Origin of the sequence: Panacagrimonas perspica (assembly GCF_004364935.1) — a bacterium.
Taxonomy (GTDB): Bacteria; Pseudomonadota; Gammaproteobacteria; order Nevskiales; family Nevskiaceae; genus Panacagrimonas; species Panacagrimonas perspica.
Genome location: NZ_SOBT01000009.1, coordinates 207,724 through 227,548, shown reverse-complemented (window position 1 = coordinate 227,548; position 19,825 = coordinate 207,724). Strand labels below are relative to the sequence as shown.

Annotated in this window: 13 protein-coding genes; 10 read left to right on the top strand and 3 right to left on the bottom strand. The window is 65.4% G+C overall.

Features of this window, described 5'->3' with window-relative positions; genetic code table 11:
* Nucleotides 1–12 precede the first annotated feature (12 nt).
* The 8 genes from DFR24_RS12605 (at nt 13) to DFR24_RS12570 (ending at nt 13,461) form a co-directional block, all read left to right on the top strand.
* Nucleotides 13–2,133: a type IV pilus secretin PilQ gene (locus tag DFR24_RS12605; protein WP_133881771.1), complete on the top strand. Its 2,121-nt coding sequence runs from the start codon at nt 13–15 to the stop codon at nt 2,131–2,133.
* A gap of 161 nt (nt 2,134–2,294) precedes the next feature.
* A complete protein-coding gene (gene aroK / locus DFR24_RS12600) occupies nt 2,295–2,825 on the top strand; it encodes a shikimate kinase AroK (protein WP_281280184.1) in 531 nt (176 codons plus the stop codon).
* A complete protein-coding gene (gene aroB / locus DFR24_RS12595) occupies nt 2,822–3,946 on the top strand; it encodes a 3-dehydroquinate synthase (protein WP_133881770.1) in 1,125 nt (374 codons plus the stop codon). Before aroK ends, aroB begins: the two co-directional genes overlap by 4 nt.
* Nucleotides 3,946–5,094: a deoxyguanosinetriphosphate triphosphohydrolase gene (locus tag DFR24_RS12590; RefSeq protein ID WP_133881769.1), complete on the top strand. Its 1,149-nt coding sequence runs from the start codon at nt 3,946–3,948 to the stop codon at nt 5,092–5,094. The genes aroB and DFR24_RS12590 overlap by 1 nt, the downstream gene beginning before the upstream one ends.
* A 15-nt stretch (nt 5,095–5,109) precedes the next feature.
* A complete protein-coding gene (locus DFR24_RS12585) occupies nt 5,110–5,814 on the top strand; it encodes an REP-associated tyrosine transposase (protein WP_133881768.1) in 705 nt (234 codons plus the stop codon).
* Nucleotides 5,815–5,952: 138 nt separating this feature from the next.
* Entirely contained in the window at nt 5,953–10,689 is a 4,737-nt protein-coding gene (locus tag DFR24_RS12580; RefSeq protein ID WP_133881767.1) for a glutamate synthase-related protein, read from the top strand.
* 100 nt (nt 10,690–10,789) lie between these two features.
* The gene (locus DFR24_RS12575) at nt 10,790–12,253 is read left to right on the top strand and encodes a glutamate synthase subunit beta (RefSeq protein ID WP_133881766.1); all 1,464 of its coding nucleotides are present in this window, start codon (nt 10,790–10,792) and stop codon (nt 12,251–12,253) included.
* Between the two features lie 71 nt (nt 12,254–12,324).
* Nucleotides 12,325–13,461, top strand: a complete 1,137-nt coding sequence (locus DFR24_RS12570) for a glycoside hydrolase family 5 protein (RefSeq protein ID WP_133881765.1) — start codon at nt 12,325–12,327, stop codon at nt 13,459–13,461.
* A 238-nt stretch (nt 13,462–13,699) separates the two neighbouring features.
* On the opposite strand, the gene DFR24_RS12565 is transcribed toward DFR24_RS12570, so the two are convergent.
* Nucleotides 13,700–13,975: a hypothetical protein gene (locus DFR24_RS12565; RefSeq protein ID WP_133881764.1), complete on the bottom strand. Its 276-nt coding sequence runs from the start codon at nt 13,973–13,975 to the stop codon at nt 13,700–13,702.
* Nucleotides 13,976–14,024: 49 nt separating this feature from the next.
* Nucleotides 14,025–14,756, bottom strand: coding sequence for a hypothetical protein (locus tag DFR24_RS12560; RefSeq protein WP_133881763.1), 732 nt, complete (start codon nt 14,754–14,756; stop codon nt 14,025–14,027).
* A gap of 167 nt (nt 14,757–14,923) precedes the next feature.
* Between DFR24_RS12560 and DFR24_RS12555 the strand changes: the two genes are divergently transcribed.
* The gene (locus DFR24_RS12555) at nt 14,924–15,919 is read left to right on the top strand and encodes an MBL fold metallo-hydrolase (RefSeq protein WP_133881762.1); all 996 of its coding nucleotides are present in this window, start codon (nt 14,924–14,926) and stop codon (nt 15,917–15,919) included.
* A 36-nt stretch (nt 15,920–15,955) separates the two neighbouring features.
* On the opposite strand, the gene DFR24_RS12550 is transcribed toward DFR24_RS12555, so the two are convergent.
* Nucleotides 15,956–17,569 carry an NAD+ synthase gene (locus DFR24_RS12550; protein WP_133881761.1) on the bottom strand — a complete coding sequence of 538 codons (1,614 nt, stop codon included), beginning with the start codon at nt 17,567–17,569 and terminating at the stop codon, nt 15,956–15,958.
* Between the two features lie 100 nt (nt 17,570–17,669).
* Here DFR24_RS12550 and DFR24_RS12545 point away from each other — a divergent pair, with 100 nt between their 5' ends.
* Nucleotides 17,670–19,700, top strand: coding sequence for an AsmA family protein (locus DFR24_RS12545; protein WP_133881760.1), 2,031 nt, complete (start codon nt 17,670–17,672; stop codon nt 19,698–19,700).
* Nucleotides 19,701–19,825: the final 125 nt, after the last annotated feature.

Genomic DNA, 19,825 nt, shown 5'->3' with positions numbered 1-19,825 from the left:
AGCGCGTAATCCATGAAGAACCAATCCCAAGTCGCCAACACCGCAGGGCGCGCGCTCGCGGTGTTGCGGGCGGCCCTTTGTGGACTGGCTGCCTTGGTCGGGTTTTCCCTGATCGCGCCGGCGGCGTATGCGCAGTCCGGGCGGGCGCTGCAATCCATCGATGCGGTTGCGCTGGACGGAGAGCGGCTGCTGCTGACGCTGACCTTGTCCGGCCCTGCCCCGGAGCCCGTCGTGTTCACCGTGGAATCGCCGGCTCGTCTGTCGATGGATCTGCCGGACACCCGCCTCGCGGTCGCCGAGCGATACAAGAAACTCAACATCGGTGCTGCGAAGGCAGTCGCCGCTGCAGAGGCCGACGGGCGCACGCGCCTGGTCCTCGAACTCAGTCAGCTCACCACCCACGCGGTCCGTATCGACGGCAATCGTGTCTTCCTGACGTTGGATGGACCGGCGGGATCCGGCCCGGCCTACGTCCCTCCGACTGCGGCGGTCCAGCAGACGCGGCCGGGAATCACGGCCGTCGACTTCCGGCGGGGCGACAAGGGAGAAGGGCGCGTCGTCGTGACGCTGTCTGATCCGGCTACGGCCGTCGACGTGGTCGAAGAAGGCGGGAAGATCGTCGCCAAGTTCAAGAATGCGGCGGTCCCTGATGCCCTGGTCCGTCGTCTGGATGTGCTCGACTTCGCGACGCCGGTGAAGTTCATCGACTCCACGCGCGTGGGCATCAACGCCGAGATCAGCGTGACGCCGATCGCGGGGGGGGATTTCGAGCAGGTGGCGTATCAGTCCGGCAATCTCTTCACGATCGAGCTCCAACCGCTGTCCCAGGAAAAACTCGACGAGCGCAAGCTGCGCGAGCCGGAATATACGGGCGAGAAGATTTCGCTGTCGTTCCAGAGCGTGGACATCCGCTCGCTGCTGCAGATCATCGCGGACGTCGCCGGCACGAACATGGTCGTTTCGGATGCCGTGAGCGGCGAAATCGCCATCCGATTGCAGAACGTGCCGTGGGATCAGGCGCTGGACATCATCCTCCGGACAAAGGGATTGGGTCTGCGTCAGCAGGGCAATGTGATGCTGGTGGCGCCGCTGACGGAAATCGCGGAGCGCGACAAGATCGAACTCGAGGCACAGAAGCAGCGCACCGAGCTGGCGCCGTTGCGTACCGAATTGATCCAGATCAACTACGCCAAGGCAGCCGACATTGCGGCTCTGCTCAAGGCCGGTGAAGACACGATCATGTCGGAGCGGGGTCGCGTGAATGTGGACGAGCGCACGAATTCATTGATCGTGCTTGAAACGCGCGAGGTCATCGGGGATATCCGCGCACTGATCGCCCAGCTCGATATCCCGGTGAAGCAGGTTCTGATCGAGTCGCGCATCGTCATCGCGAACAACGACTTTTCGAAGGAACTGGGCGCCAGATTCGGCGTCAGCCACGTCAATCGCCTGAACAACTCGACGATCGGCATTGCCGGCAGCGTGGAAGGCGCACGCACCGCACAAGGCGGTGTCGTGCCCGGTCTCGCCAACGGCGGCCTGAACTTCGATCTGCCGGCTGCGACCAACGCAGGCCGCATCGGCCTTGCGATCCTCGGATCGGATTACGCGGTGGATCTCGAGCTCTCGGCGCTGCAGGCCGAAGGCCGTGGTGAGGTCATCTCCAGTCCGCGCGTGCTGACCGCCAACGCCAAGCAGGCGTCGATCGAGCAGGGTGTGGAAATTCCCTACCAGCAGTCGTCGTCGAGTGGCGCAACGAACATCCAGTTCAAGAAAGCCGTGCTCGCGTTGACGGTGACGCCGCAGATCACCCCCGACAACCGCGTGATCATGGACCTGAACGTGACCCAGGATAACGTCGGCGACATCGTCCCCACCGGCGACGGCGGCACGGCGCCGGCCATCAACACGCGGGAAGTGAACACGCAGGCACTCGTGGACAACGGCGCGACAGTCGTCCTGGGTGGCATCTTCGTCCAGGAAAATCGCAACGACGTCAGCAAGGTTCCTTTCCTCGGCGACATTCCCATCCTTGGCGCCGCCTTCCGCAATCGGCTGACGGTGGCCAACAAGGACGAACTGCTGATCTTCGTGACGCCGAAAATCCTGCAGGAAGGTCTCTCGGTTCGGTAAGGCCCTCGCCGGATTGGCCGCTGCGGCGGCTGATCCGGGCCGCCCCGCTATAATCGCGCCCCGCCGGGGCGCTTTTTTTGGGCGTTGCGGTGAACCCGCGCGCTTTTTCGCGGCGGTATTCCGATACTCCCAACCACACCGACGGATCCTGGCAGACCACATTGCGCGGCAATATTTTTCTCGTGGGACCGATGGGCGCGGGCAAATCGACCGTCGGCAAGCGCCTGGCCGATGTGCGAGGCATGGAGTTTGTCGACAGCGACACCGAGATCGAGGCTCGTACCGGCGTCGATATCGCGTACATCTTCGAGAAGGAAGGCGAGGATGGCTTCCGCAAGCGCGAGCGCCTCGTCATCGGCGACCTGACGCAGCGCAACGGGATCGTGCTGGCGACCGGTGGCGGCGCGATCATCGAGCCCGACAACCGCCAGTGGCTGGCCGCGCGGGGCTTCGTCATCTACCTGCACGCGAGCCTCGACCAGCAGGTCAACCGGACCGCGCGGACCGATAACCGGCCGCTGCTGCGGGCGGGGGGCGAGCGTCGCGACATCCTGGAACGACTTTTCGAGATGCGCGATCCGCTTTATCGTGAGATCGCCGATCTCGTCCTTCCGACGGACGGCCGCAACGCGCGGACCCTTGCCCGCGAGATCGAAGAACACCTGGAACATCGGCCGGCTGGAACCGCATGAGTACCCGTATCCTCAACTTGGAACTGGGGGCACGCAGCTACCCCATCCGCATCGGCAGCGGACTGCTGCGCGATCCGGTCAGCTACCAACTGCTGCGCGGACGCCGCGCCATGCTGGTGACGGACGAGAATGTCGCCCAGCACCATCTCGATTCCGTGCTGCACGCGTTGAAGCTGCCGCGCGATCAGGCGCTGGTTCTGAAGGCCGGCGAGTCGCAGAAGAGCTGGGAACAGGCAGGCGAGGTCCTCGACTGGATGCTGGCCTCGCGCCTGAGCCGTGACGGCGCGCTGATCGCGCTCGGCGGCGGCGTCATCGGGGACCTGGCGGGGTTCTGCGCATCGCTGTATCAGCGTGGGATCGACTTCGTGCAGCTGCCGACGACGCTGCTCGCGCAGGTCGACTCTTCGGTAGGCGGCAAGACCGCCGTCAACCATCCGCGCGGCAAGAACCTGATCGGCGCGTTTCATCAGCCCATTGCGGTCGTCGCAGATACGGACACCCTCGCGACCCTGCCGCCGCGGGAGCTTCGCGCCGGATTGGCCGAGGTCATCAAATACGGCCTGCTGGCAGATCCGATCCTGTTCGGCTGGCTCGAGAAGAATCTCGACCGCATCCTTGCACTGGAATCGCAGTTCATCGCCGAGACGATCGAACGCTGCTGCGCGATCAAGGCGCGAATCGTCGGACTCGACGAACGCGAGAGCGTTTCGGGCGGACCCCGCGCGCTGCTGAATCTCGGACACACCTTCGGTCACGCGATCGAGACCTTCACCGGTTACAGCGAGTGGCTGCACGGCGAAGCGGTCGCCGCTGGCATGTGCATGGCGGCGGACCTGTCGCACCGCATGGGTTGGATCAAGGCCGTCGAACTCGAGCGCGCGACCCGGCTGCTCGGTCGCGTCGGGCTTCCGACCAGCCCGCCCGACGGGATGACCCCGGAAGGCTTCCGTGACCTGATGGGCCTCGACAAGAAGGTCAAAGGCGGAAAGCTGCGGCTGGTGTTGTTGCGGAGTATCGGAGAGGCCGTTCTGACGGCCGATTTCGACGAGGGCGCCTTGCACGCGACATTGGAGAAGTTCTGTAACGCGGGGCCCGCCCACGCATTCGCAGTCTCTATCTGATGGACCTCGCCCCCTGTGCAGCCGACCCGGCTCGCAGTCGGGGCCGACTCCATAAGGAACCGTCGCCGTCGCTCCGAACCGAGTATCAGCGCGATCGCGATCGAATCGTTCACTCGGCCGCCTTCCGGCGGCTCGAGTACAAGACCCAGGTCTTCGTCAATCACGAGGGCGACCTGTTCCGCACGCGGCTGACGCACTCGCTGGAGGTCGCGCAGATCGCTCGCAGCGTGGCACGAACGCTTCGTCTCAATGAAGACCTCTGCGAAACGATCTCGCTGGCGCACGATCTGGGTCATACGCCTTTCGGTCATGCGGGGCAGGACGCGCTCAACGACTGCATGAAGGAGTTCGGCGGGTTCGAACACAACCTGCAGTCACTGCGCGTCGTGGACAAGCTCGAAGACAAGTACGCGGCATTCCGCGGGCTCAATCTCTGCTTCGAGACGCGCGAGGGCATCCTCAAGCACTGCTCTCCGAAGAACGCAAAGCTGCTGGGTGACGTGGGACGGCGATTTCTCGACCACAAGCAGCCGAGTCTGGAAGCGCAGGTCGCCAACGTGGCCGACGAGATCGCGTACAACAATCACGATATCGATGATGGCCTGCGCGCCGGGCTGCTGACGATTGATCAGCTGCGCAGCGTGCCCTTGTTCGCCCGACACCACGACGCGGCCTGCGCCCTGTATCGCGACATGAGTCCCAAGCAGGAGCGGCACGAGACGATCCGGCGGATCATCAACGCACTGGTGGGAGATCTGGTGGACGCGAGCCGCGCGCGATTGGAAGCGGCTCATCCGGTCGATATCGACGCGGTGCGGGATCAGAAGGCTCCGCTGGTGGGTTACAGCGCGGAGGTGCAGGAAGACAACCGGGAGTTGAAGCGCTTCCTGCGCGACAACCTCTACATGCACCATCAGGTATATCGCGTGATGACCAAGGCACGCGCGGTCATCCGCGCCCTGTTCGCGGCCTTGTTTTCGGATCCGCGCCTGATGCCGCCGGAGTTTTACGCCGAGTCCCAGCGGAGCGAACAGAGTGACGGTCCTGCCGGCAGGGCGAGGGCGGTTGCGGACTACATCGCCGGCATGACCGACCGCTATGCGATCGACGAGCACGAGCGCCTGTTCGATCCGCGTCGCCTGCGCTGAGCGGGAGATCCTGCCTTGGCTCGCCTAGCCCGCCTGACGGCCGCCGAGTTCGCGCATCACGTCATCCAGCGCGGGAACGATCGTCAGCCCATCTTTCGGGAGCCGGCCGACCAGGAGCGGCTGCTGGCGCTGCTGGCCGAATACGCGGCGCGCGAGAAGGTGGCTATCCACGCGTACGTGCTGATGCCCAATCATTTCCACTTGCTGCTGACGCCCCAGACCTCCACCGGGGTATCGAGGCTGATGCAGGCGGTCGGGCGCGTGTACGTCCAGTACTTCAATCGGCGCCATCACAGGACCGGCACGCTGTGGGAGGGACGCTATCGCTCCACGATGGTGCAGACGGATCGCTATTGCCTTGCGTGCATGGCGTACATCGATCTCAATCCGGTCCGGGCGGGCCTCGTGAGGCGGCCGGAGGAGCATCCCTGGTCGAGCCATGGCCACTATCGGGGGATTCGGTCGGACAAGCTCGTCACGGCTCCCCCGGTTTACTGGCAGCTCGGCAACACCCCATTCGAGCGAGAGGCGCGGTACGGCGACCTTGTCGAACAGGGGCTGGCGCCGGATCTGGAGCAGGCGCTCACGGAGGCCACGCTGAAAGGCTGGGCTTTGGGAGACGAGACATTCCTGGCCGAGCTGGGCACGAAGACCGCGAGGCGTTTGGGGAAGGTCCGGCCTGGACGCAGACCCTCCAAACCGCTCATCGATATGCCCTGATTTTGATCTGTCCCCAATACAAATCGCTCTGTTCTGGGGCAAATTTAATTGGAATCTGACCCTATTTAATTTGCTTGGCATCGATGTTGCGGCGCACTAAGCTCCCCAGCCCCGCAAGCCAGATATCGAGCGTGTGCGATGGCGCACTTGAGCCAGGATCTCCAGCAGCAAGGTGAGCAGCATGGTCTGTATCACCGTTCCCATGAGCATGACGCTTGCGGCATCGGCTTCATCGCCCACATCAAGGGAGACAAAAGCCACTCCATCGTCGACCAGGGCCTGAAGATTCTGCGGAATCTCGAGCACCGAGGCGCCGTGGGCGCCGACAAGCTGATGGGCGACGGCGCCGGCATCCTGATCCAGATTCCGGACCTCCTCTATCGCGAGGAGATGGCCAAGCAGAACGTCGAACTGCCGCCGTTCGGCGAGTACGGCGTCGGCATGGTCTTTCTTCCCAAGGAGAACGCCTCGCGCCTCGCCTGCGAGCAGGAGATCGAGCGCTCGGTCGTCGAGGAGGGGCAGGTCGTGCTCGGTTGGCGCGACGTGCCGGTCGACCTCGACATGCCGATGTCGCCGACGGTCCGCGCCAAAGAGCCGGTGATCCGGCAGATCTTCATCGGTCGCGGTCCGGACGTGCTGGTCACTGACGCGCTCGAACGCAAGCTCTACGTGATCCGCAAGGCCTCCGGCCACGCGATCCGCGGCCTGAACCTGATCCACGGCAAGGAGTTCTTCGTGCCGTCGATGTCGGCGCGCACCGTGGTCTACAAGGGCCTGCTGCTGGCCGACCAGGTCGGCGTCTACTACAAGGATCTGCGCGATGAGCGCTGCTTGTCGGCGCTCGCGCTCGTGCATCAGCGCTTCTCGACCAACACGTTCCCGGAATGGCCGCTGGCCCATCCGTACCGCCTGATCGCGCACAACGGCGAGATCAACACGGTCAAGGGCAACTTCAACTGGATGCGCGCCCGCGAGGGCGTCATGAAGTCGGGCGAACTCGGCGACGACCTCAAGAAGCTGTTCCCGCTGATCTACGAAGGCCAGTCCGACACCGCCTGCTTCGACAACGCGCTCGAACTCCTCGTGATGGCCGGTTACCCGATCGCGCAGGCCATGATGATGATGGTCCCCGAGGCGTGGGAGAACCACACGCTGATGGACGAGAACCGTCGCGCGTTCTACGAATACCATGCGGCGATGATGGAGCCCTGGGACGGTCCCGCGGCGCTCGCGTTCACCGATGGCCGCTACATCGGCGGCACGCTCGATCGCAACGGCCTGCGCCCCGCGCGTTTCATCATCACCGACGACGACCTCGTCGTGATGGCCTCGGAATCCGGCGTGCTGCCGATCCCGGACGCGCGCATCACCAAGAAGTGGCGTCTGCAGCCCGGCAGGATGTTCCTGATCGACCTCGAGGAAGGTCGCATCATCGAGGACGAGGAACTCAAGGACACCTACGCCAGCGCCGAGCCGTACAAGACCTGGATCAGCCGCGTCCGCATCAAGCTCGACGAACTCAAGCCGCCGAAGGGCGCCACCGTCGCGCCGGCCGAAGAGCTGCCCACCGTCCCGCTGCTCGATCGCCAGCAGGCCTTCGGCTACACGCAGGAAGACATCCGCATCCTGATGTCACCGATGCTGATCGACGGCGAAGAAGCCACGGGCTCGATGGGCAACGACTCGCCGCTCGCGGTGATGTCGAACAAGAACAAGCTGCTCTACAGCTACTTCAAGCAGTTGTTCGCGCAGGTCACCAACCCGCCGATCGATCCGATCCGCGAGGCGATGGTAATGTCGCTGGTCGGCTTCATCGGACCCAAGCCGAACCTGCTCGACAACGTGCACCTCAACCCGCAGATGCGGCTTGAGGTCTCGCAGCCCGTGCTCGACTTCTCGGACATCGCCAAGCTGCGCGACATCGCCTCGCATACGCGCGGCAAGTTCAAGTCGCGCGAGATCTCCATGTGCTACCCGGCGGCCTGGGGCAAGGAAGGCGTCGAAGCGCGCCTGGCCTCGCTGTGCGCGAAGGCCGTCGATGCGGTGAAGTCCGGCCACAACATCCTGATCCTGTCGGATCGGAAGATGGATGCGGACAACGTCGCCATCCCGGCACTGCTCGCCACGTCGGCCATCCATCTGCACTTGGTCAACAAGGGCCTGCGCACCTCGACCGGACTGGTCGTTGAGACCGGCTCGGCGCGCGAAGTCCATCACTTCGCGCTGCTCGGTGGCTACGGCGCCGAGGCGATCCATCCGTACCTCGCGATGGAGACGCTCGCCGACATGGCCAAGGGCCTGACGGGCGAGCTGTCGCCCGAGAAGGCCGTCTACAACTTCAAGAAGGCCATCAACAAGGGCCTGATGAAGGTGATGTCCAAGATGGGCATCAGCACCTGGATGTCGTACTGCGGCGCGCAGATCTTCGAAGCCATCGGCCTCAATCGCGCGTGCATCGACAAGTACTTCAGCGGCACGCCGTCGAACGTCGAGGGTATCGGCGTGTTCGAGATCGCGGAGGAAGCGTTGCGCCTGCACAAGCTCGCGTTCGGCGCCGATCCGACGCTGGCCAGCATGCTCGACCCGGGCGGCGAGTACGCGTTCCGCGTGCGCGGCGAAGAGCACATGTGGACGCCGGACGCGATCGCCAAGCTGCAGCACTCGACCAAGGCGAACAGCTATTCCACGTACAAGGAATACGCGCAGATCATCAACGACCAGAGCAAGCGTCACATGACCTTGCGCGGCCTGTTCGAGTTCAAGCTCGACCCGGCCAAGGCCATCTCGATCGACGAGGTCGAGCCGGCCAAGGAGATCGTCAAGCGCTTCGCCACCGGCGCGATGTCGCTGGGCTCGATCAGCACCGAGGCGCACGCGACGCTGGCCGTCGCGATGAACCGCATTGGCGGCAAGTCGAACACCGGTGAAGGCGGTGAGGATCCTGCGCGCTACCGGCTCGAGAAGAAGGGCATCGTCATCAAGAATGGCGACACGATGGCCTCGATCATCGGGCACGACCAGGTCGAGGCCGAGATCCCGCTCAAGGATGGCGACTCGCTGCGTTCGCGCATCAAGCAGGTCGCGGCCGGCCGCTTCGGCGTGACCACCGAGTACCTGACCTCGGCTGATCAGATCCAGATCAAGATGGCGCAGGGTGCCAAGCCCGGCGAAGGCGGCCAGCTGCCCGGCAAGAAGGTGTCCGAGTACATCGCGAAGCTGCGCTTCTCGGTGCCGGGCGTCGGCCTGATTTCGCCGCCGCCGCACCACGACATCTATTCGATCGAGGATCTTGCGCAGCTCATCCACGATCTGAAGAACGCGAATCCCAAGGCCGACATCTCGGTGAAGCTCGTCGCCGAAGTCGGCGTCGGCACCGTGGCCGCGGGCGTGACCAAGGCCAAGGCCGATCACGTCGTCATCGCCGGCCATGACGGCGGCACCGGCGCCTCGCCGCTGTCGAGCGTCAAGCACGCTGGCGCGCCGTGGGAACTGGGCCTGGCCGAAACCACGCAGACGTTGGTGCTCAATGGCCTGCGCTCGCGCATCACCGTGCAGGCCGACGGCCAGATGAAGACCGGCCGCGACGTCGTCATCGCCGCGCTGCTGGGCGCCGACGAGGTGGGCTTCGCGACGGCCCCGCTCGTCGTCGAGGGCTGCATCATGCTGCGCAAGTGCCACCTCAACACCTGTTCGGTGGGCGTGGCCACGCAGGATCCGGTGCTGCGCAAGAAGTTCGCGGGCAAGCCGGAACACGTCGTCAACTTCTTCTTCTTCGTCGCTGAAGAAGCGCGCAGCATCATGGCGCAGCTCGGCATCGCGAAGTTCGACGACCTGATCGGCCGCTCCGACCTGCTCGACCAGAGCAAGGCGATCTCGCACTGGAAAGCCAAGGGGCTGGACTTCAGCCGCATCTTCTATCAGCCGCCGACCGACGAACCTCGCTACCGCGTGCTCAAGCAGGATCACGGCCTCGACCGCGCGCTCGACAACAAGCTGATCGCGATGGCGATGCCGGCGCTCGAGAAGGGCGAACGCGTGTCCTTCATCTCGCCGGTGAAGAACCTCAATCGCACCGTCGGCACGATGCTGTCGTCAGAAGTGGCGCGCCGCTACGGTCATGACGGCCTGCCGGACGACACCATCCACATCCAGCTGCAGGGCACCGCGGGCCAGTCGGCCGGCGCGTTCCTCGCGCGCGGCATCACGCTGGACCTGGTGGGCGAGGGCAACGACTACGTCGGCAAGGGTCTGTCGGGCGGTCGCATCATCGTGCGGCCGAACACCGACTTCCGCGGTCGTGCGGTGGACAACATCATCATCGGCAACACCGTGCTCTACGGTGCGATCGAGGGCGAGGCCTTCTTCAACGGCGTTGCCGGCGAGCGCTTCGCGGTACGCAACTCCGGCGCGATCACGGTCGTCGAAGGCACCGGCGATCACGGATGCGAGTACATGACCGGCGGCACCGTCGTCGTGCTGGGTGGCACCGGACGAAACTTCGCAGCCGGCATGTCCGGCGGCATCGCCTACGTGTACGACCCCGAGGGCGACTTCGAGTCCAAGTGCAACATGGCGATGGTCGCGGTCGAGCCGCTCGCGAGCACCAGCGAGCAGGAAGCCAAACTCGACAAGGCGCTGTGGCACCGCACCGAACGCGGCGGCGCCGCGCAGTCGGACGAGGTGATCCTCAAGGGCCTGATCGAGCGCCACTTCCGCTATACCGGAAGCACGCGCGCCCGCACCCTGCTCGACGACTGGGCCAACGCACGCGAGCAGTTCGTGAAGGTCTTCCCGGGCGAGTACAAGCGCGCGCTGGGCGAGATGTACGGTCCCAAGCCGGCATCGAGCGCGAAGAAGGAAGCCGCAACGGCCTGAAGAAGGGAAATGGCGGGCCGGACATCGATCCGGTCCCGCCGACGCAACGCCGGGTTCTGGCCCGGCCTACGCAAACAGATTCAGAAAATAGAGAAAGAGCATGGGCAAGGTCACCGGGTTCCTGGAGTTTGATCGGCAGAAGGAGTCGTACCTGCCGGTCACGCAGCGCGTGAAGAACAACAAGGAGTTCGTTCTCGTCCTCGAGAACAGCAAGGCCAAGACACAGGCCGCGCGCTGCATGAACTGCGGCACGCCGTTCTGCATGACGGGCTGTCCGGTGAACAACATCATTCCGGACTGGAACGATCTGGTTTACACGCAGGACTATCGCAACGCGCTCGACACGCTGCACTCCACCAACAATTTCCCCGAGTTCACGGGCCGCGTCTGCCCGGCGCCCTGCGAAGCGGCGTGCACGCTCAACGTCAACAACGAGCCGGTCGGCATCAAGTCGATCGAACTGTTCATCGTCGAGAAGGGTTTCGAGAACGGCTGGATCCTGCCGCAGCCGTCGGCGGTGCGTACCGGCAAGAAGGTGGCGATCGTCGGTTCGGGTCCCGCCGGCCTCGCCGCTGCGCAGCAGCTCTGCCGCGCCGGCCACGCCGTCACCGTGTTCGAGAAGAACGATCGCATCGGCGGCCTGCTGCGCTATGGCATCCCCGGCTTCAAGCTGGACAAGGAGATCGTCGATCGTCGTGTCGAGCAGTTGAAGTCGGAGGGTGTGCATTTCCGCACCGGTGTCTTCGTCGGCAAGGAAGCGCTGAAGGAGATCACCAACTGGGCGAAGGAAACGCTCTCGCCCGAGAAGCTGCTGGAAGATTTCGATGCGGTGCTGCTCACTGGCGGTTCGGAGCAGGGCCGTGATCTGCCGGTGCCGGGCCGCGATCTGCAGGGCATCCACTTCGCGATGGAATTCCTGCCGCAGCAGAACAAGGTCGACGCCGGTGACGAGGTCAGGAATCAGCTTCGCGCCGACGGCAAGCACGTCGTCGTCATCGGCGGCGGCGATACCGGCTCCGACTGCGTGGGCACCAGCCGTCGGCACGGCGCCGAGGGCATCGTGCAGTTCGAACTGCTGCCGCAGCCGCCGGAGCAGGAGAACAAGCCGATGGTGTGGCCGTACTGGCCGATCAAGCTGCGCACCTCTTCGTCGCACGAGGAAGGCTGCGAGCGCGACTGGTCGGTGGCGACCAAGCGTTTCGAAGGCAGCAACGGCAAGGTCGAGAAGCTGATCGCGGCGCGGCTCGAGTGGAAGGACGGCAAGATGTCCGAAGTGCCGGATTCCGAGTTCACGCTCAAGGCCGATCTCGTGCTGCTGGCCATGGGCTTCGTGGCCCCTGCCGCGCAGGTGCTTTCCGCGTTCGGCGTCGAGAAGGATGCGCGTGGCAATGCCAAAGCCACGACCGATGGCGAGGGCTGCTACCGCACGTCGGTGGACAAGGTCTTCGCGGCGGGTGACATGCGGCGCGGGCAGTCGCTGGTGGTCTGGGCGATTCGCGAAGGTCGCCAGGCCGCCCGAGCCGTCGACGAATTCCTGATGGGCGCGTCCGACCTGCCACGCTGACCCCCGGCGAGCGCCTCGCGGCGCTCTGCGATGATGGGCGTGGTTGGCTGGCCAGGTTGGAGACGACGCTCATGAGGATGGCGTTGTGCGCATCGCTGCTGATGGTGATCTCGTCACTACTCGCCGGGTGCGGCGAACGTAGTGCCGCGCGGGCTGCGCCCGAGATGATCGCCGACGGAACCTGGGCCGGTATTCCGAAGACAGTGCGCGAAGATTTTGCCCGCGGGGTCAACGCCGCCAACTGGTTCACCCATCGCGGCGACCCCAAGTTGCAGGCGGGCTGGCCCGATGCCTCCGATTTCGCGCAGATGCGCCAGCTCGGCCTCTCCCATGTGCGGGTGCTGCTGGACCCCGAGTGGCTCTCGGTCAACGCCGCACACCCGCGCTTTCTCGATGCCGGCCTGCAGTTGGCGCAGGACGGGCGGATGCTCGTGATTCTGGCGATGCAACCGTCGTCCGAGTTCAAACAACGCATGGGCAAGGACGACGCCGCGGTGGAGGAACTCTCCGCGATCTGGACGCAGCTCGCGACGACGTACGCCGCCGTGCCGGTCGATCGCCTGGTCTTCGAGGTGCTCAACGAGCCGGAGATCGAGGACATCGCACGTGCGATGCGGATCCAGCGACGGCTGATCGACGCGGTACGCGCCGTGACACCCGGCCGCGTCGTGGTGGTCGGTGGAGCGCACTTTTCCGATGTGGCGGATCTCGCGGCCCTCGAGCCGCTGGATGTGCGCGGCGTGATCTACAGCTTTCATTTCTACGAGCCGCACAACTTCACGCACCAGGGCGCGACCTGGGGCTGGCCGATGTGGATGGTGCTTCGCGACCTGCCTTACCCGTCGAGCCCGGAGGCCTTGGCGCCGGTGGTCCCGAAGCTCGCCGAGATCGCCCGCGAGCACGCGGCCTGGTATGGGCAGGAGCAATGGAACAGGGCGAAGCTGGCGACGTTCGTCGAAAAGGCGGCTGCGTGGTCGAAGCAGCATCGGGTCCCGGTGTGGTGCAGCGAATTCGGCGTGCTGCGGGAAGCCACACCGCCCGCGTCGCGTCGCGCCTGGCTCACCGATACGCGCAGCCTGTTCGAGGAGCAGGGTGTCGCGTGGACCTATTTCGACTGGTGGGGCCAGTTCGGGCTCGTCACCGGCGCGCCCGGGGCGCGCGTGATCGACGAGGATGCGCGCGCGGGGCTGGGGCTCGGGCCTTCTTGAGCAGAGGCTGCGGCGCAATTCGGGCTGCTGATTGGCTGCGTGAATCGAGAGATCTTTAGCGCAAAGGGAAAAGATAAGGGCGCAAAGATTTTGAGGTGATTTTCCTCTGCGACCTCTCTTTTCCCTTTGCGCCTTTGAGGTGAATCCTTTAGGGGCTCGAGCCTGTCCCCAGCGGACTGCTTATCCGGGATTGGGACAAGTCCCGGACTTCGTCCGGGCTACGGGTGCCGACGCAGCGCTACTCGCTCTTCTTGTCGTCGCCCCGCTGCAGCAGCCCGCGCGCGATCTCGCCCGCGCGCTCGTTGAGCAGCCGGATCGTCTCGTAGATGTTGCCCACGGTTTCATCGTGGATCTCGCGCGCCTTGCCGATCGGCTTCTGCAAGGCATCAATCTTTTCGAGAACGTCGAACGGCATCGTCGCGATCGAGCGATGTACCTGCTCGACGGTGGTGGCGCCTTCTTCGATCGTGCGTTCGACGATTTCCTGGAGGCTCAGCAGGCGTTCCTTGCGCATCGTGTCGCTCCTGATGGGTCGCGGCTGGGGTGTGTCGCGAAAATCGCGACTAGCGGCACTGCACCGGACGGCGTTCGGGATCGTCTTCCAGTTCCTGCAGTCGCGCCATGATCGCCGGGCGTACCGGTGTGTCGGGAAAGCGGGAGACGAAAGCGCTCAATTCCTGTTCGACCGAATCGGCACCTGCGCAGGCGCAGGTTCCCAGCGAGACCGCCTCTTCCAGGTCCTTCACGGTCTGCGCGACGTACGTCGAGTACGCCTGCGAGTACTGGGTGCGATACCCCCGCCAGCGCTCGTAGAGCGGCGGGATGAGGCCTTCGCCGAAGCGCACGCAGGGCGCGGCGCGCGTGGTCAGGCGCAGGTAGCTCGGCACCATGTTGGCGCCCCAGCTTGCCCGGTAGATCCTGAAGAAATCGCGGTCCTCGGGACGGCCCAGGCGCTGAGCGAGTTCCGACAGGAAATTGGGATCGGGCTGGGCGTAGACATCCCGGCCGCGCGCCAGCCGCATGCCCCGCAGCAGTTGCACCAGGTAGGCGTAATCCTCTTCGCTGAGGGATTCCATCCAGGCCTGCTGTCCGACGGGATTCACCTGCATCAGTTCGTCCTGCGCCGCCTCGGCTGCGGTGAAGAGGGCCTCCATCGATACCGGCGGATCACCTTGTTCGACGCTGGAAAGCGCCTCGAGATACGCCATCACGGCCGGTGGCCAAGCCTCCCGCGCCGAGGCCGTGGGGATCAGGACAAACCAGAGCAGCAGGGCGGCGATCCAGCGTAGGGTCACGGTGACGATCCCGACCTTCGGCGTTCGTGGCAGAGCCGCCATTCTGCGTGCATCGGGCGCGTTCGGCATCCGTCGGGGCCAAAATCTTTCGCCCCTCCTGGCCCGCCCCCTACGCGCGTAGACTGGCCCGCACGAATCGGCCGTACGAGCCGGGGGGAGACCATCGAATGAAGAAGCTGCTCATCGGCGTGGCCATCGTGCTCGTCGTGTGCGTCGCGGCGCTGGCGCAGACGTTCCGGGGCGCCACGTTGCCCGTGACCCAGGACGTCGCCATCACCTTGGTCGTGCCTCCGCAGGTGAAGGGCGTGCAGGTCTCGGCGATCTACGCCGGACAGATGGAATCGCTCGCGGCCTTCGCCTATCGCGGTGGCAGCTTCGGCGACACGCGCATCTTCGGCATGGGCAGCATCCTGGTCAGCCATCCGCAGGGCAACCTGCTGTTCGACACCGGCTTCGGCAAGGACGTGGATCTTCACGTCGCCAAGATGCCGCTGCTGATGCGGATGACGACGAAGTACAAGCGCGAGGAGACCGTCGCGGCGCAGCTCGCCCAGGCGGGTGTTCCGCTGACCGACATTTCGCGCATCGTGCTCACGCACGCGCACTGGGACCATGTCAGCGGCATCCCCGATCTGGCGGGTGTGCAGATCATGACGAGTCAGGAAGAAGCCCAGTTCATCGAGAGCGACGACCCGATGGCGGCGCTGATCCACGGCTTCCCCGATCTTGCGATCGCGCCGCTGAACTACCGTGAGGGGCCGTACCTGGGCTTCCCGAACAGCTTCGACGTCTTCGGCGACGGCAGCGTCGTGATGGTGCCGGCTCCGGGCCATACGCCCGGCTCGACGATCACCTTCGTTCACACCGAAGACAACAAGCACTACGCGCTGGTCGGCGATCTGGTCTGGCAGAAGGAAGGCATCGAGCTGCCGGCGGAGCGGCCCTGGGTGTCGCGCTGGCTGGTCGACAAGGATCCGGCCGCGGTGCGCGGCGAGATCGTGCACATGCATCGCCTGCAGCAGATGTGGCCGGAGCTGGTCATCGTGCCGGCGCACGACCGGCGCGTGTGGGACACGCTCCCAAGATTCCCTGCCGGGTTCGTCAGACCCGCCCACGCCGAACCCGCGACCGCCGAAGCAGCGCCCGCGGCGAGTACGCCGTAGCCCCGTAGCCCGGACGAAGTCCGGGACTGTTTCACGCTAGAAGTCGCCGTATACCGCGGTGATCGGATAACGCCGCTCGCGGCCGAAAGCGCAACGCGTGACCTTGGGCCCCGGCGGCGCCTGCCGGCGCTTGTACTCCGAGCGGCGCACCAGCCCGGCGACGCGCTTGACGGTGGCTTCCTCGAAACCCATCGCGATGATCTGCGGGATCGACGCGTTGCTCTCAACGTAGGCCTCGAGGATCGGGTCCAGCACTTCGTACGGCGGCAGCGAATCCGAATCCTTCTGGTCGGGGCGCAGTTCCGCTGAGGGCGGGCGCGTCAGCACGCGCTCCGGGATCACCGGCGAGATCGTGTTGCGGTAGCGCGCCAGCCGGAACACCAGCGTCTTGTAGACGTCCTTGATCGGCGCAAAGCCGCCGCACATGTCGCCGTACAAGGTTGCGTAGCCGACGGCCATCTCGGACTTGTTGCCGGTGGTCAGCACGACGTGGCCGAACTTGTTGCTCAGCGCCATCAGCAGCACGCCGCGCGAGCGTGACTGCATGTTCTCTTCGGTGATATCGATCGCGCGACCTTCGAAGGTCTGCGCCAGCGTGCTCGTCAGTGCATCGAAGGTGGGCTCGATCGGCAGGATCGAATAGCGGATGCCCAGGGCCTCGGCTTCGATGCGGGCGTCGTCGTTGGACATGTCGAGCGTGTAGCGCGACGGCAGCGACACGCCCCAGACGCGGTCGGGGCCCAGCGCATCGGCGGCGACGGCGGCCACCAGCGCGGAGTCGATGCCGCCGGACAGGCCGATCAGCGCACCGGGGAAACCGTTGCGCGTCACGTAGTCGCGCACCGACTGCACCAGGCCGCGATAGACCACCGCTTCCTCGGCTTCGGGCGGACTCATCACGCCGCGCAGTTCGCCATCGGCGAAGTCGACGCCGTACAGGTCTTCCTCGAACGTCGGCGCCCGGAAGGAGACCGTACCGTCGGGGCCGATCGCGCTCGAGTCGCCGTCGAACAGCAGGTCGTCCTGACCGCCGACCATGTTCACGTACAGGATCGGCAGTCGGGTTTCGGCAGCGCGCGCGCGCAGCACCTGTTCGCGCTGGTTGGATTTGCCGAGCGCGAACGGCGAAGCGTTGATGTTCACCATCAAACGCGCGCCCTGGTCGCGACTCTCGTCGGCCGGTCGCGTGCCCCAGATGTCTTCGCAGATGCACAGCCCGACCGGCACGCCCTTGAGGTCGAACACGCAGGCGCTGCGGCCGGCGAGGAAGTGGCGCTTCTCGTCGAACACGCCGTAGTTGGGCAGCAGGCGCTTGCGGTAGCGGCGCACGAGCTGGCCGTCGCGGAACACCGACGCGGCGTTGTAGATGCCTTCCTCGGCGTATTCGGGATGCCCGACCACCAGGTGGATGCCCTGGGCCTCGCGCCGGATGCGCTCGAGACCGGCCTCGATCGCCGGCGGAATGCCCGAGCGCAGCAGCAGGTCGTCCGGCGGATAACCCAGCAGCGCCAGCTCGGGAAACGCGATCAGGTCCGCGCGCAGATCATCGCGCGCGCGCGCAGCGGCGGCGATGATCTTCTCGGCGTTGCCTTCGATGTCGCCAACCCAGAAATTGAGCTGAGCGGCGACCAGGCGCAGGTTATCCCCCATATGCTTCGATTGTCGGACATTCACGGCGGCCCCGTCGAGCCAGCGAGCGAGGCCCGGCACCTGCGGTCCTTATTCAGGCTCAGGCTGGCAGGATGGAAGCATGCGGCACGGCTCATTCCTTCGACGAGTAGCTTGGTGGACCAACCAACTGGGCGGCGTGCTGCTGCTCGCCGCGGGGGTGATCGCGCTGGTCTGGGCCTGGGACTGGAACTGGTTCCGCCCGACGATCGAGCGACAGCTCAGTGCAGCGATCGGGCGTGACGTCCGCATCGAGGGGCTGGGGGTCCGCGGATGGCGCTTCCCCACCGTGGTGCTCGACGGAATCCGCATCGACAATCCGACCGACTTCCCGCGCAAGGCCGGCTTCGGAAGAGTGGAGCGGCTCGAGATCAGCTTCGATCCGCGTGCGCTGCTGGACCGCAAGTTGTCGCTGACGCAGATTCACGTACAACAGCCGCAGTTCGCGCTGTATGCACCGCCCGATGCGCCGGCGAACTGGGTTTTCACGTTGCCGCAAGCTCAGGCCGACGAGCCGGGCAAGAAGCCGTTCCTCGAACTGCAGCTCGGAACGCTCAGCATCGCGGGCGGGCAGGTCCGGTTCGAATATCCGCAGTTCAAGTCCGATTTCAGCGTGATCATCGAGACGCTGTCCGGGGCGGACGCCACGAACTCGGAGCTGCACCTGCGGGCCAGCGGCACGTACGCCGGTCAGCCCCTGCTCGCCAGCTTCACCGGCGGCGCGCTGCTTTCACTGCGCGAGGCCGAACATCCGTACCCGGTCCTGCTGACGGTCGCCAACGGCGCCACCCGGCTGCGGCTGCAGGGAACGCTGCTCGACCCGGTGCATCTGGGCGGCGCCAACGTGGCGCTGCGATTCGAGGGCGCGGACCTATCGGCGCTGTATCCGCTCACCGGGGTGCCGCTGCCGCCGACCGCGCCGTATCGGCTGGAAGGGCAGTTCGACTACCTGCGCGATGCCGCCGGCCCGCAGTTCCGCTTCCGGAAGTTCGCAGGCGTGGTCGGCAAGTCCGACCTGTCCGGCGATCTGGCCGTGCGCACCGGCGGACCGCGCCTGAGGATCGAAGGCGATCTGCGCTCCAGGCAGGTGCTGTTTGCGGATCTCGGCGGCTTCGTCGGAGCCGCGCCCGGGGCGGCCGATGCCAAAGGTCAGACCGAGGCGCAGAAGCAGGCGCGCGCGAAGCAGGAAGCCCGGCCGCGCGTGTTGCCGGACACGCCGATCAACCTGCCCAAGCTGCGTGGCGCCGATTTCGACGTGCGCTACGCCGCGCAGCGCATCCAGAGCCAGGACACGCCCTTCGACGATCTTTCGGCGCATCTGCGCATCGACGACGGCGTCGTGAGCCTGCGGCCGATCAGCTTCGGCGTGGGCGGCGGCGGAATCGCCGCCAACGTGCTGCTCGACGGCACGCAAGAGCTTGCCCGGGTCCAGGCCGATGCGGATTTCCGGAACGTCGACTTCGCCAAGATGCTCGGCGCGCTCAAGTACCGCGGGACGGGCCGGGTGGACGGGCGCGTGAGCCTGGATTCGCGGGGCAATACGGTGGCCGACCTGCTCGGCGCCGGCGACGGCAAGCTGCGCTTGTCGATGGCCGGCGGCGATGTCAGTGCCTTGCTGATCAATCTCGCGGGCCTGGATTTCGGCAACGCCGTGCTCTCGGCACTGGGCATTCCCAGCCGCGCCGAACTGCGCTGCATGATCGCGGACCTCGACATGAAGAAGGGCCTGGTGCAGACCGACTCGCTGCTGCTCGACACCACCGAGGCCAATGTCGTGGGCACCGGCACCATCAACATGCGCAGCGAGGAACTGGCCTATCGCGTCGTCACGCAGCCCAAGACCTTCAACATCGGATCGGTGTCGGCGCCGATCAACATCACCGGAACGTTCAAGCAGCCGAAGGTACGGCCCGACGCGAAGTCCCTGGGCCTGCGCGGCGGCGCGGCCGTGGTGCTGGGCATTGTCGGAACGCCGCTGGCGGCGCTGCTCGCCACGATCCAGCCGGGCACCGGCAAGGACATGGATTGCGACGCGCTGCTGAAGGAAGTGCGCAGAGAAGCGAAGAAATTGCCGCGCACGCCCGAAGCGCAGCCGTCGAAAATCAACGGCTAACGCAAAGGCGCAAAGGGATAAAGAAAGGACGCAAAGCAAGAACGCAAAGCAAGAACATCCTTTGCGTCCTTTCTTGGCTTTTCTCCGCGCCTTTGCGTTGGCCTTTCCGCAAAAGCACGGTTCCG